Origin of the sequence: Rhodomicrobium lacus, from assembly GCF_003992725.1 — a bacterium.
In the GTDB taxonomy this organism is placed as follows: domain Bacteria; phylum Pseudomonadota; class Alphaproteobacteria; order Rhizobiales; family Rhodomicrobiaceae; genus Rhodomicrobium; species Rhodomicrobium lacus.
In genome coordinates this window covers 617,412-630,556 of sequence record NZ_RZNF01000002.1, presented here as the reverse complement: position 1 = coordinate 630,556, position 13,145 = coordinate 617,412, and the positions used below count along the sequence as shown (strand labels likewise).

Below are 13,145 nucleotides of genomic sequence, written 5' to 3'. Positions count from 1 at the left end.
CGAGGACAGCGCCTTTATGCCAGAATTTCGGGTCGACCCAAAGCGGCGCAAGGATCGTGGCAATGGCAGGATGTGATGTGGTCGTTGACGAGCCCCGTCGCCTGCATGAGGGAATAAACGGTCGTCGGTCCGCAGAAGCGGAAGCCGCGGCGCTTCAGTTCCTTCGAGATCGCGGCACTGAGCGGCGTCTGCGCGGGCACCTCGGAAATGGCGGTGAAGCGGTTCTGAATGGCCGTCCCGTCGACGAAGCCCCAAAAAAACGAGGCGAGCGACTGGCTCTGTTGCAGGTCGAGGCAGGCGCGCGCATTGGCGATGGCGGCCTCGATCTTGCCGCGATGGCGTACGATTCCCGCATCGCCCGAAAGGGCCGCCACCTTTGCCACGTCGTAACGGGCGACCTTCTCGGGATCGAAACCGTCGAAGGCGGCGCGGAAATTCTCGCGTTTGCGCAGGATCGTGATCCACGACAGGCCGGACTGAAACCCTTCGAGGATGAGTTTTTCGAAAAACGCGCGGTCGCTCGTCTTCGGCACGCCCCATTCCTCGTCGTGATAGCGCACGTAGAGCGCGTTTTCCGCGTTTACCCAGCCGCAGCGGACAGGCTGCAACACCGCGGGCGCGGCATCCACGCCGCTCACGCCGCATCTCCGGCAGGTTCCGGCTCCAGCGAATATGTCGCCCAGCCCGGCACGGTGAGATCGACGTCCGCCGCACCGACTGTCAGCGCGAGCCGTTTCGCCAAGGCGTCGCGGACGCGGTCGATTCGCGCCAACGCAACGCCTCGCGCACCATCGACAGAACCGAGGCGCCCGACCGGGAACCCGCCCGCCACGATATCGGCGCCGCCTTCCGGCAGGTCCGCGGATGAAGCCACGGAGAGAACGCGGGTGCGTGCCGTGCCGCGGTGCTGCATGCGCGAGACGACTTCCTGCCCCACGAAACAGCCTTTCCTGAAATCGACACCGTGAAGAAAATCGAAGCAGGCCTCGTGCGGAAAGGCGTCGCCGAAGGCATAGTCCGCGCCGCCTTCGGGCACGGCGAGCGCGATGCGATGGGCGGCGTAATCTTCGGGCGTCGCATTCACGGCAGGGGTTGCCGTGGCGGAAATCAGGACGCGGCTGCCAAGCTCAGGAAGGCGCGGATCGGCATAGGCAAGCCCGCCGTTCGCCTTCGCCCACGCGGCTGCGTCCTCGCCCCAGACCGCGCCCGCCGCCGTCTTTTCAGACACATCGGCAACATCCACTTTGGCGCGAAGCTTGTACATGGTCAGCCGCTTGACAAGCGCATCGGCTTGTCCTTTCGGCGCGTCGATGAAGTGCGTGTCGCCATGGCGGACGACGAAAAAGTCAAAGAGGATCTTGCCTTGCGGTGAAAGCAGAGCTGCGAAGCGCGCCTCGTCGTTTCCGAGATCCTCGATATCGTTCGTGATCAGACCGTGAAGGAACGGCACATGATCATCGCCCGTGACCTTGAGAACGGCGCGACCGGGCAGAAGTGTGGAGGGCATGCAGAGAACCTCGCCATGACAGAAGCGGTGGCCGGATCATAACACCGATTGGTGTTCCCGCCATGTTCTTCATGCCGAGGCTCGCCAAACCGTGAGCGGCGCGCCTGCGCAGGGCCGTCCACGATCGGCAAACCCGCCCTCGATCGGGCGCCGTTGACGCCGACAGAAATCTAGGGCTGTGCGGGCCAGTCCTCGACGGCGCCGCCTTCAAGCTTCGGCGTGGCCTTTGCCCGGCTGCTGCGAAGCGGTGCCGTCTTCGCAATCCACGGATCCACCTTCGAGGCGACCTCGAAATTCACGTGAGCGCCGGGCGCCGGGACCGCATGCACGATCTTGTAACCGCGCGCCTTCAGCTCCTGCAAAATGATCGGCAAGGCGAGAGCGGTCCGTTCGTGGATATCGTGAAGCAGGAGAATGCCGCGCCTCTTCTGTTCTATGCGCGAAATGGCGAGGCGCGCGAGATTCTCCGGCGTCTGTTTCACCCAGTCCGATGCATGGAAATCGATGTTCCAGATCACGAGTCCCGTCGCAGCGGCGTAGGTTTCTGTCGCGCGCGTCGATTCGAGATAGGGGAAGCGGAAGAACGGCGCGACGGCCGCCTGATCGCCGAGGCTCTTTCCGGCGCTCGTGAAGCCGTCGGAGATTTCGCTTGTCGCGGCCTTGTAAGGCAGCTTCGGAATGTGGGCGTGATGTTCCGAATGTGTGCCGACGGTATGCCCCTCGGCAAGCACGCGCTTCAACAGCGCCGGATGAGCACGCGCCATCGTACCGACGGTGAAGAAGGTCGCCTTCGCGCATTCAGCCGAGAGCGCATCGAGCACCTTGCCCGTCCATGGGGGGGTGGGGCCGTCGTCGAAGGTGAGGATCACCTCGTGATCAGCAAGTATGGGCGTGCCGTAGTCCGGGCCGCCGCCGACCCGGCTCACCTTCGCCGGATCGATGGCAAGAGTTCGACTCGTGCCGAGAGCACCCGCGGGGCATTCGGCCGCGCTGGCCGCGCCCGCGAGCGAAAGGAGTGCGACCAGCCCAAAGGCCGCATGTCTGTAAATCATGATCCCACCACACATGGCTCCTGCAACTCGGAACCATATTCGCCTGCATGCTTATAGCGCGGCTTAAGACACGACCGCAAAGTCTTCTTAATCTTGGTTTCGCATGTCTTGAGGCGTGATGCCCGAGGGTGTCCGCGCGGGAGATTGTGGCAAAAACGCCGGAACCGGCTCTTTCGGCCCATTCGCACCACAATTCAAAGCTTTGCCTCGGGGCAACGCGGAATAATACGGGAAGCGGTAGACGATAATGCCACATCACAAAAAATTGTGCCTCGGGCTGATGGCCGCCAGCGCCTCGCTCGCGATCCTTCTGGCGGGGTGTTCGTCTCCCGCCGGCCTGAGCGACTCGGTCGAAGGATCGTTCATCCGGGCGGCGGCGACCTGGGATCTGAACCACGACGGCGTCGTCACCTGCGATGAGTGGCGCGCCTATGTCAGCCAGTTGTTCAAGGATGCGGACGTCAACCATGACGGGAAGCTGTCGCCGGAGGAGTTCAAGCGCCTTGCCAAGGTGGACCGCCTGTTCGAGACAGCCGACTTCAAATATTACGACGTGGAACGCAAGGGCTATGTCACCGAGTCCGACATGGTGGACCGTCGTAACCCCGCCTTCGTGGAACTCGACAAGCAGAACACCTGCCGCCTGAACACCTACCAGCTTCGCGCGGCAACGGTCGAACAGCCTAAAGTGGAAAACCCCGCGATTCCCGGCGCTCGATAACTCAGCGGCGCGTCATGACAGCAAGGCGCCGTGATGCGGCACGGCATGGACGCCTTATCGAAAGCGTTACCTCGAACTCCCGGTCACGCACCGGCAGAGTGCGACTGCCTGCGGCCGACATTCGGGAAGATTACGCTTGCCTCAGCGTATCCCTCGCCGAGAGGGCAGCTTTCAGGCTCGCGTGCCGGAGGTCGCGCCGTTTCTCAGCGCAAGGCAAGATCGAACGGACAGAAGGAGCGGAAGCACGGCCCGCGATTGCGCTCCGTAGACAGGTTCCGTCGTTCAATGACCTTCCCGTCGACGGCAACGATCGAGAAGCGGTCGGACTGACGGTTGAGTACAAGGTGCCATGTCGAAACACCCTTCGAGCGCGTGCTTCCGCTGGCGACTTCCCAGTCGATCAGCGCGTCCACCAAGCATTGCGCCTGCGGCGCCTTGCACTGGACGATCACGCTCCCCTGCTTGAGCGATTGCTTGCGATTCGGCCATTTCGTGACGAAAAGGGCGTGCTCGGCCAGAACTTCCTGCCGGGTTTTCATCTTGCCGAAGTGCGAAACCTTGTCGTCGTAGACATCTGACATCAGAGCCAGCGAGCGAGCAGCCTCTTCGTTTTCGTAGGTCAGGTAACGCGCGGCGAAAATGCGCGCCTGCGCCTCGACATCTGCCGGCGTGGCGGCGGCACCGACACCAAGCGATGAAACGTCTTTCGTAACCTCGGTGGTTCTGGGCGTCTGGGCCTGCTCCGTCACGCCCCCTTCGGAGGCGCCGTCCAGATCCTTGATCGTGACATCGACTCCGGTCCCGCGGACCTGCGCCGGAGAAAACCACCGCACGCTCGTCGGCGGCGCGGAAGTGAGGCTCAGCACCGCCCTCTCCGGCAACCCGAGCGTGTTCAGATAAGAGCCGACGATCGCGTTACCCGATGCGCTGACTTCCTTCACGCCGGACAGATCGTAATAGGCGGCATGGAACCCGACGCGAGCCGTAGACGCCATCTGGCGCGGCACGCCCGCGAGCCAGATCAGCGCGCAGGCCGACGCGCAGCGGGAATTCGCCGTGACATAGGTCGAGAAGCCCTTGAGCCGGATTGCGCGGCCTATGTTGAGCGCTTCCTTCAACGCGCCGCCATCGCTTGCCAGCGCGACGACGGCGTCGTCCGTCATCAGCGCGATATTGGCAAATTTCTGCGCGTCCCCCGGAGCGATAACGCCGGCAATGACAATGACCTTCGTGACGCCATCCTGGGTCACGGTAGAGATATTGGCCGCGCGGGCGTCAAGGCTCAGAAGCCCGGCGAGGATCAAGAGCGATGCCAGAAGACGATGCATGCAAAAGCCGCGTCTGAATCGAATTGGGACCGGCTTTTTTTCTATCAGGGCACAGCAGTTTTGTCTGTTGCGCGAATGCACCAGCCCACGCTTAGGATGCAAAAATGAGAAAATACAACCTGATAGCGTAGGGTGTTGTCCGACAGGCTGCCTGCGATGCAAAGCTCGCGCTCGCATCAGTATCGGCGGGAGCGCGATCATCCCGCCTGCGCCATCAAACGATCATCCCCGTTCGGGATGATCGAAGAGCCGATGAATGACGGGCGACGCTATCTCTTGCCCGCGCCTGCCAGAACGTGAAGCGCGTCCGCTTCATCGAACATCATCTGTGTGCGGCTGGGAAACGCGTTTTCGCCCTCGGAAATGAGCGCGATCATCCGGCGCAGCTCGCCGCCTATGTTGAGGATGTGCACCTGCAACAGCCTGTCGGTCTCGTCCGGAAGCCCGTCGCGGATGGTGCGGAGGATGCGGTCGTGCTCCATGACGGAGGGCAGGATTCGGTTGATGTGGTCGAGCTGCAAACGCCGGTAAGCGCCGATCCGGTTGCGGATGCCGAGGGTCATCTTGACGAGATAGTTGTTGCGGCTCGCCGCATAGATTGTCTCGTGAAACACCTCGTTCGCGCGCGCGTAGCTTTTCGGGTCGTGCGCTTCCGCAAAGCGGCGGCAATCTTCCTGCGCAGCCGCCATCGCATCGATATCGCTGTTGAGGCAGGACTTGGCCGCGAGACGTCTGCAAGCGCCCTCAAGCTCCGCCATCACCTCAAGCAGTTCGACGAGTTCGCGGATGCCGAGGCGCGCGACCATGGCGCCCTTGTGAGGCCGGATTTCGACGAGCCCATTCGCGGAAAGTTGACGAAGCGCCTCCCTGACCGGCGTTCGCGACGTGCCGTATCGCTTCGCGAGGCCGCACTCGTCCAGTTTGTCGCCGGGTTTGAGCTGGAAGGAGAGAATTTCCTCCTCGATCAACGCTCTCAAGCGTTCCGCTTGGGAACTCATAGGACCTCGCTCTTCGTTTCGTGCTCTCGACGATCCTTCCGTCCAACGTCAAAGATCGGCGCAATTTTTACCGGGCAGGAAGCCATAGCCCGGATTATCCGAACAGAGAAGAAGCCGAAACCGCCTTTTCGGGCGTAGACCATGAATTTCATGGTATCATCCTACTCAGACTGGACCTTTGATCAATCGCAAGCAACGAGGCAAGCAGCCGGAATATGGATGTTTCTTTCTTCCAGGAAATCCTGAGCAAAATTTCGGACCGGGGCAGGCAAATTCTGGATTTGTCATCCTTGATCGGAGCAGACGCTGAAGAGTCATTCGAGGAATTATGCCAGGCTTTGGTTTCGAGCAGGGGCGAGGCTTCGGGCGTTGCTCTTGCAAGGCGAATCCTCGACCTCTACCGCTTGACGACGGATAAGGAAAAAGACGCTTTTTTCGTCTTTTTGGCAAGACATTTTCTCCCGAGCGCTGAGGCCGTCCGACGCGCGGCGGTCGCCTATGTCGAGCGGCCCGAGATCGGTCAGCTCGAAGCGCTCATGGCGGCCGTCGAATCGCCAAGGCAGGAACTTTTCCGTAGGCTCAATCTCGCACCCGGCGGCACGGCGGCGCTCGTGCGCATGCGGGAAGACTTGCTGCGCCGCCTGAAGGACAACCCCGAACTCGCAGGCGTCGACCGCGATTTCGTGCACCTGTTTTCCTCCTGGTTCAATCGCGGCTTCCTGATGCTTGCGCACCTTTCCTGGTCGAGCCCCGCATCGATTCTGGAAAAGCTCATCGCCTATGAGAAGGTGCACAAGATCCATGGTTTCGAGGATCTGCGGCGCAGGCTCGACCCGGGCGACCGCCGCTGCTTCGCGTTCTTCCATCCGGCGCTCGTCGACGAGCCGCTGATCTTCGTTCAGGTTGCGCTCGCCGGGGATATCCCGTCCTCGATCCAGCTGCTGCTTGCCTCGGACGCCGAGGATTGCGACGATCCCGAGCCATCGGTCGCCGTCTTCTATTCGATCTCGAACTGCCAGGACGGCCTGCGCGGCATTTCCTTCGGCAACTTCCTCATCAAGCAGGTGGCGGAAGACCTGAAGAAGGAGAAGCCTTCGCTAAAGACCTTCGTCACGCTTTCGCCGGCGCCGACTTTCCGGTCGTGGCTCGAAGCGAACAAGGCCGAACTTTCCTACCTCCCGGCGGCGCAGCGGAAACTGATCGATGCTGCGCTCGCGGGCCAGTTCGGCGAGAGCGAGGAGGAACTCGACGCGCTCGAACCCGCCATCCTTGCCGCCGCCGCGCATTATTATCTGCGTGCGAAGGACAAGAAAGGGAAACCGATCGACCCGGTGGCGCGTTTCCACCTCGGCAACGGCGCGCGGCTGGAGCGGATCAACTGGCTCGGCGACACGTCGGAGAAGGGAATTCGCGAGTCTCTTAGCGTCATGGTCAACTATTTATACGACCTTAAGGACATCGAGCGTAATCACGAAGCTTATGTGAATCTTGGTCAGGTGGCCGCGTCGAAGGCTGTGAAGTCCATCCTTCTGGCGCCGGAACCGACCGCGAAGCCTGTGCAGCGTAAAAGCGAGACAATTTCATGAGATGGCAGGGACGCCGCGAAAGCGAGAACGTCGAAGACCGCCGCGATGAGAGCGGCGGTGGCGGTTTTCCGTTTCCAGGTGGCGGCGGCATCCAGATCGGGCAGGGCGGCGGACTCGGCATTCTCGGCGTGATCGTCATCGTCGGCATCGCGCTGCTGTTTGGCGTCGATCCGCGCGTCATCCTGCAAGGTGGTGAGGGTGGCTTCCCCGGAAACATCCAGATCCCACGCGAGGCACCGCGAGCGCCCTCCCAAAGCGCGTCTGCGGACGATCAGGCAAAGCGGTTCGTTTCCGTCGTGCTCGGCGATACGGAAGACGTCTGGTCGAAAATTTTCGCGAGTCAGGGCGCGCGCTACCAGCCGCCGAAACTCGTCCTCTTCCGCGACGGCATACAGTCCGGCTGCGGAATCGCGAGCGCGCAAATGGGGCCTTTCTATTGTCCTGTAAACCGCAAGGTTTATATCGACCTGTCGTTTTTCGACATGTTGAAGCGCCGTTTCCGGGCACCGGGCGAGTTCGCGCAAGCCTATGTGATCGCGCATGAGATCGGCCATCACATCCAGAACCTGCAGGGAAGGCTTCAACAGGCGCAGCGCCTTCAGGCTGCGGCCGGCTCGGAAGGCCAGCGCAACGCCATTCAGGTGCGCGTGGAGCTTCAGGCCGACTGCTATGCGGGCGTCTGGGCGCATCATACGGCGAAGCTCAACAACACGCTGGAGCCGGGCGATATCGAATCGGCGCTTCGCGCGGCCGAGGCGATCGGCGACGACGCCATCCAGAAGAGCACGCGTGGCTATGCCGTGCCTGATTCGTTCACGCATGGTTCCTCGGAACAGCGGGCGCGCTGGTTCACACGCGGCTATCAGACTGGCTCGCTCGCAGCCTGCGATACGTTCAACACCGACTCGATCTGACGTTACGGTTCGGCGCTCAAGCGCCGTTTCGTCATGCGCTCGCCACAGCTTTCCCCTATCAGCGCAGCCGATGTTTACCCTGCGCCGCTATGCTGTTGCGTGGCGCAGCGCGGTCGATTGTTTCCATCGGTCGCGGTTTGATCTAGGCAGAGCGGCAGCGAAGGCAGAAGGGGACGACCGATGGCGGGTTTCAATGCGGTGGTGCTGGCGGCGGGGCAGGGGACGCGCATGAAATCCGCGCTGCCCAAGGTCTTGCATCAGGTTGGCGGATTGCCGCTGGTCGCCCATGTCGTCAAGGCTGCGGCGGATGCGGGCGCGGAATCCTGCTTCGTGATCGTTCCTCCGGACGCGCGAGAGTTCGATGCGCTTCGCTTGCCCATCGCTGCCCGGTTCTTCGAGCAGCGCGACCGGCTCGGCACCGCGCATGCCGTGTTGCAGGCGCGCCCCGCGCTCGAAACCTCGAACCTTCCCGTGGTGGTGCTTTGCGGCGACACGCCTCTCGTCACGCCCGATAGCCTCGCGCGCCTTTCGGGCGCCGTCGCGAACGGGGCCGACATGGCCGTCATGGGGTTCGAGGCCCGCGATCCGCAGGGATATGGCAGGCTGATAACCGACGCGTCGGGCGCGCTTCTCGCCATCCGCGAACACAAGGATGCGACCGAGGAGGAGCGTGCCATCACGCTGTGCAATGCGGGCATCCTTGCCTTTCGCGGCGACCTGATCCTTTCGCTGCTCGACCGCATCGGCAACGACAATGCGCAGCGCGAATTCTACCTCACCGACGCGGTCGAAATCGCCCGCGCGCGGGGGCTTCGCGTGGCCTTCGAGATCATCGACGAGGACGAGGTTCGCGGGGTGAACACGCGCGCCCAGCTTGCCGAGGCCGAGGCCATCTTCCAGCGGCGGGCGCGAGCGGCGGCGATGGCGGGCGGCGCAACGCTGATCGCGCCCGAGACGGTGACCTTCTCGCACGACACCGTCATCGGACAGGATGTCGTGATCGAACCGAACGTGATCTTTGCCGGGGGCGTCGTGATCGAGGACGGCGTCACGATCCGGGGCTTCTCGCATCTCGAAGGCGCGCGTGTCGGACGCGGTTCCACCATCGGCCCATTCGCGCGGTTCCGTCCCGGCACGGTGCTTGAGGCCGGGGTGCATGTGGGCAATTTCGTGGAACTGAAGGCGTCGCATGTCGGCGAGGGCGCGAAGGTGAATCACCTGAGCTACATCGGCGATGCGCATGTCGGTGCGAAGACCAACATCGGCGCGGGCACCATCACCTGCAATTACGACGGCTATAAAAAGTACAAGACCGATATCGGCGCGGGCGCCTTCATCGGCTCAAACAGCTCGCTCGTCGCGCCGGTAACCATCGGCGACGGCGCCTATATCGGCTCGGGCAGCGTCATTTCCGAGGATGTCCCGCCGCACGCGCTGGCGCTGACGCGGGCGCCGCAAGTTCACAAGGACGAATGGGCGAAGCGCAAGCGCGCGCGCGCCGACGCCGAGAAAGCAGCCTCCACGAAGTAGGCGACCGGCGGCATTCCAGCCGCCAAGCCTCTCCGTACAGCCCTTCGCATTCGCGGCTCGTTCACGCGATCCGCACGGCTGCCTTGAACAGGCGGTCAATGATACAGTATAACATTACGTATCATCCACCGGAGAGCTTTCTTCCCATGACGCAGAGAGACACGCGCCTGCCCGTAACCGTCCTTTCGGGCTTCCTCGGCGCGGGCAAGACGACGCTCCTGAACCACGTTCTGAACAACCGCGAGGGGCGCCGCGTGGCGGTGATCGTCAACGACATGTCCGAGGTGAACATCGACGCCGACCTCGTCAGGGCAGGGGGCGCGAACCTGTCCCGCATGGAGGAAACCCTTGTCGAAATGTCGAACGGCTGCATCTGCTGTACCTTGCGCGAAGACCTTCTGAAGGAAGTCGCCCGCCTCGCCTCGGAGGGCCGCTTCGACTATCTGCTCATCGAATCGACCGGCGTTTCCGAGCCGCTGCCCGTTGCCGCCACGTTCGAATTTCGTGACGAGGAAGGCTTGAGCCTGTCCGACATCGCGCGGCTCGACACCATGGTGACAGTGGTCGACGCGGCGCATCTGCTCAAGGACTACTCCAGCACCGACTTCCTGCGCGACCGTGGGGAAGTCGCGGGTGAGGAGGATAATCGCACGCTCGTCAATCTTCTCGTCGAGCAGATCGAATTCGCCGATGTGGTGATCCTCAACAAGATATCCGACGCAACGCCCGAGCAACTCGACGCCGCACGCAAGATCATCCGCAGCCTCAATCCCGACGCGCGCGTCATCGAGACGGATTTCGCCCGCGTCGATCCCGCCCGGATCTTCGACACGGGGCTGTTCGATTTCGACAGGGCGCATCAGCACCCGCTCTGGTATAAGGAACTGTACGGCTTCGCGGAGCATACGCCGGAGGATGTGGAATACGGCATCACGAGCTTCGTGTGGCGCGCGCGAAGGCCCCTCGACCCCGCCAAATTCCAGGAATTCATCCAGACGCCGCTGCCGGGCGTCGTCCGCGCGAAGGGGCATTTCTGGCTCGCGACGCGCCCCGATTGGGTGGGTGAGTTCAGCCTGGCGGGTGCCATCGCCGCAACGGGGGGCATGGGCTATTGGTGGGCCGCCGTGCCGGAGGCGCATCTGGCGCAGGACGAGGAAACGCTTGCGAAGGTCAAGTCGCGCTGGGATCCGGTCTTCGGCGACCGGCGGCAGGAGCTGGTTTTCATCGGCGCGCTCGGTGCCATGAATCGCGGGCGCATCGAGGCGATGCTGGAACGCTGCCTTGTGGGCGATCCCGAAAAGCCCGTGTTCAGTCCCAAATCATGGGCGACACTTCGGGATCCGTTTCCGTCATGGGGAAGCGGCCCGAATGGGTGACGCTTGCGCGAACCTTTCCGAAGCGCAACTTAAACTTGCCTGAAACAGTCTGTAGTATTGTTTGAATTTGTGCGTTCGCGCGGCGCAGCTACCATCCCGGGCGTTCATCGTCGTCCGACCTTCGGAAAGGCCAAATCCATGTGCGGAATCATCGGTATTCTCGGAAAAGAACCGGCAGCGCCGCGTCTTGTCGATGCGCTGCGCCGGCTTGAATATCGCGGCTACGATTCCGCGGGCGTCGCTACTCTCGAAGGCGGCGTCCTCACCAGGCGGCGCGCCGAGGGCAAGCTCGCCGCGCTCGACCGGAAGCTTGGCGAGGAACCGCTCTATGGCACGGCCGGCATCGGCCATACGCGCTGGGCGACACATGGCGCGCCGGTCGAAAGGAACGCGCATCCGCATATGGCGGGCGGTGTCGCCATCGTTCACAATGGCATCATCGAGAATTTCCGCGAGCTTCGCGAGGAGCTTGAGAGGGAAGGCGAGACCTTTGAAAGCCAGACCGACAGCGAAGTCGTAGCCCATCTCATCAATCGCGAGCTTCAGCGCGGGGCGGACCCGGTGGCGGCCGTTCGCGAATCGCTGGCCCGCCTGACCGGCGCCTTCGCGCTGGCGATCCTGTTTTCCGGGCGCGACGATCTCATGATCGGGGCACGGCGCGGCAGTCCGCTTGCCGTCGGCTACGGCAAGGGCGAAATGTTCCTCGGCTCCGACGCCATGGCGCTCGCGCCCTTCACCGACCGCGTGACCTTCCTCGACGAGGGCGACTGGGCGGTGCTCAGCCACGGCGGCGCGGCGATCTATGACGAAAGCGGCGCGGAGGTGAAGCGTCACATCGTGCGCACGGCGGTTTCGGCGCTGCTCATCGACAAGGGCAACCATCGCCATTTCATGGCGAAGGAGATCCACGAGCAACCGGAAGTGATCAGCCGTACGCTCGCGCATTATGTGCGCTTCGACCGCAATTCCATCGAACTCCCCGGCGGCGGACTGCCTTTCGACAAGCTGTCGAAACTGACAATCACCGCATGCGGAACGGCCTTCTATGCCGCGCTCACAGCGAAATACTGGTTCGAGCGCTACGCCAAGCTGCCGGTGGATGTCGATATCGCGTCGGAATTCCGTTATCGCGAGGCACCGTTGCCGAAGGACGGCCTTGCGGTGTTCGTCTCCCAGTCCGGCGAAACGGCGGACACGCTCGCAAGCCTTCGCTATTGCCGCGACAACGGCCAGCTCATCGCCTCGGTGGTGAACGTGCCGGAATCGTCCATCGCGCGCGAATCGGACGCCGTGCTGCAGACGCTTGCCGGCCCGGAAATCGGCGTGGCCTCGACCAAGGCGTTCACATGCCAGCTTTCGGTGCTGGCCTGCATGGCGATCGCCGCCGGGCGCAAGCGCGGCGTGCTTTCCGCAAGTGACGAGGCGGAGCTTGTGACCGCGCTCGTGCAGGTGCCGCGCCTCATGGCGGATGTCCTGAAGCGCGAGGACGAATTCGACATGCTGGCCCAAACCCTCGCGAAGGCGCCGCTCGTGCTCTATCTCGGTCGCGGATCGAACTATCCGCTGGCTCTCGAAGGTGCGCTGAAGCTGAAGGAAATCTCCTACCTCCACGCTGAAGGCTTCGCGGCGGGTGAACTGAAGCACGGCCCCATCGCGCTGATCGACGAGACGGTCCCCGTGATCGCGATTGCGCCGAAGGATGCGCTGTTTGAAAAAACCGTGTCGAATCTTCAGGAGGTGGCGGCGCGGGGCGGCAAGCTCGTCGTGTTTTCAGACGCGCCCGAAGCGCAGGCGTCCGTCAAGGCGCAGGCGAATTTCGTGCTTCCCGCGGCGCACAGCCTCGTCAACCCGATCCTCTACGCCGTGCCGATCCAGCTTCTCGCCTATCACACGGCGGTGGCGATGGGGACGGACGTCGACCAGCCGCGCAACCTCGCGAAGTCGGTGACGGTGGAGTAGGGGACGCGCGCGCCCGGATCATTGTTGTTCGACGCTGCGGCGGCGGTCTGTTCGACGGTCCGCATGTGGAGGGCTGGAAAATGAGCGCGGCGTAATCGACGCCGTCATGGGCGAGATGTTCGGAGTTGTCCGCCCGAGATTGTAAAGCAACGGGCTTGCGATTGGGGCCCGGAT

At 62.9% G+C, this 13,145-nt stretch carries 11 protein-coding genes; 6 read left to right on the top strand and 5 right to left on the bottom strand.

What is annotated here, in order from left to right:
• Positions 1–14: 14 nt before the first annotated feature.
• The 3 genes from EK416_RS03695 to EK416_RS03685 form a co-directional block, all read right to left on the bottom strand.
• Positions 15–629, bottom strand: coding sequence for a DNA-3-methyladenine glycosylase I (locus EK416_RS03695; protein ID WP_245433938.1), 615 nt, complete (start codon positions 627–629; stop codon positions 15–17).
• A 5-nt stretch (positions 630–634) separates the two neighbouring features.
• Positions 635–1,507 (bottom strand): CAF17-like 4Fe-4S cluster assembly/insertion protein YgfZ, encoded by an 873-nt coding sequence (gene ygfZ / locus EK416_RS03690; protein WP_127076121.1) that lies wholly within the window; start codon positions 1,505–1,507, stop codon positions 635–637.
• 170 nt (positions 1,508–1,677) lie between these two features.
• The gene (locus EK416_RS03685; protein ID WP_164729837.1) at positions 1,678–2,559 is read right to left on the bottom strand and encodes a polysaccharide deacetylase family protein; all 882 of its coding nucleotides are present in this window, start codon (positions 2,557–2,559) and stop codon (positions 1,678–1,680) included.
• A 247-nt stretch (positions 2,560–2,806) separates the two neighbouring features.
• On the opposite strand from EK416_RS03685, the gene EK416_RS03680 reads away from it, so the two are divergent.
• Complete coding sequence (locus EK416_RS03680) at positions 2,807–3,280, top strand: EF-hand domain-containing protein (protein WP_127076119.1); 474 nt, start codon at positions 2,807–2,809, stop codon at positions 3,278–3,280.
• A 203-nt stretch (positions 3,281–3,483) separates the two neighbouring features.
• On the opposite strand, the gene EK416_RS03675 is transcribed toward EK416_RS03680, so the two are convergent.
• Positions 3,484–4,608 carry a COG3904 family protein gene (locus EK416_RS03675; protein ID WP_127076118.1) on the bottom strand — a complete coding sequence of 375 codons (1,125 nt, stop codon included), beginning with the start codon at positions 4,606–4,608 and terminating at the stop codon, positions 3,484–3,486.
• A gap of 269 nt (positions 4,609–4,877) precedes the next feature.
• Positions 4,878–5,606 (bottom strand): GntR family transcriptional regulator, encoded by a 729-nt coding sequence (locus EK416_RS03670; protein ID WP_127076117.1) that lies wholly within the window; start codon positions 5,604–5,606, stop codon positions 4,878–4,880.
• Between the two features lie 290 nt (positions 5,607–5,896).
• Here EK416_RS03670 and EK416_RS03665 point away from each other — a divergent pair, with 290 nt between their 5' ends.
• The 5 genes from EK416_RS03665 (at position 5,897) to glmS (ending at position 12,971) form a co-directional block, all read left to right on the top strand.
• Entirely contained in the window at positions 5,897–7,192 is a 1,296-nt protein-coding gene (locus EK416_RS03665; protein ID WP_245433924.1) for a malonyl-CoA decarboxylase, read from the top strand.
• Positions 7,189–8,106, top strand: coding sequence for a KPN_02809 family neutral zinc metallopeptidase (ypfJ, locus tag EK416_RS03660; protein WP_127076115.1), 918 nt, complete (start codon positions 7,189–7,191; stop codon positions 8,104–8,106). Before EK416_RS03665 ends, ypfJ begins: the two co-directional genes overlap by 4 nt.
• A gap of 180 nt (positions 8,107–8,286) precedes the next feature.
• On the top strand, positions 8,287–9,636 hold the full coding sequence (glmU, locus tag EK416_RS03655; protein WP_127076114.1) for a bifunctional UDP-N-acetylglucosamine diphosphorylase/glucosamine-1-phosphate N-acetyltransferase GlmU: 1,350 nt from the start codon (positions 8,287–8,289) through the stop codon (positions 9,634–9,636).
• Positions 9,637–9,782: 146 nt separating this feature from the next.
• Complete coding sequence (locus EK416_RS03650) at positions 9,783–11,012, top strand: GTP-binding protein (protein WP_127076113.1); 1,230 nt, start codon at positions 9,783–9,785, stop codon at positions 11,010–11,012.
• Between the two features lie 138 nt (positions 11,013–11,150).
• Positions 11,151–12,971: a glutamine--fructose-6-phosphate transaminase (isomerizing) gene (gene glmS, locus EK416_RS03645; RefSeq protein WP_127076112.1), complete on the top strand. Its 1,821-nt coding sequence runs from the start codon at positions 11,151–11,153 to the stop codon at positions 12,969–12,971.
• Positions 12,972–13,145 lie beyond the last annotated feature (174 nt).

Excerpts from the sequence above, each read along its gene's own strand:
- glmS (WP_127076112.1), top strand. The coding sequence starts at position 11,151 with ATGTGCGGAATCATCGGTATTCTCGGAAAAGAACCGGCAGCGCCGCGT.
- EK416_RS03680 (WP_127076119.1), top strand. The coding sequence starts at position 2,807 with ATGCCACATCACAAAAAATTGTGCCTCGGGCTGATGGCCGCCAGCGCC.
- EK416_RS03650 (WP_127076113.1), top strand. The coding sequence starts at position 9,783 with ATGACGCAGAGAGACACGCGCCTGCCCGTAACCGTCCTTTCGGGCTTC.
- EK416_RS03670 (WP_127076117.1), bottom strand. The coding sequence starts at position 5,606 with ATGAGTTCCCAAGCGGAACGCTTGAGAGCGTTGATCGAGGAGGAAATT.
- glmU (WP_127076114.1), top strand. The coding sequence starts at position 8,287 with ATGGCGGGTTTCAATGCGGTGGTGCTGGCGGCGGGGCAGGGGACGCGC.
- ygfZ (WP_127076121.1), bottom strand. The coding sequence starts at position 1,507 with ATGCCCTCCACACTTCTGCCCGGTCGCGCCGTTCTCAAGGTCACGGGC.
- EK416_RS03675 (WP_127076118.1), bottom strand. The coding sequence starts at position 4,608 with ATGCATCGTCTTCTGGCATCGCTCTTGATCCTCGCCGGGCTTCTGAGC.
- ypfJ (WP_127076115.1), top strand. The coding sequence starts at position 7,189 with ATGAGATGGCAGGGACGCCGCGAAAGCGAGAACGTCGAAGACCGCCGC.
- EK416_RS03685 (WP_164729837.1), bottom strand. The coding sequence starts at position 2,559 with ATGATTTACAGACATGCGGCCTTTGGGCTGGTCGCACTCCTTTCGCTC.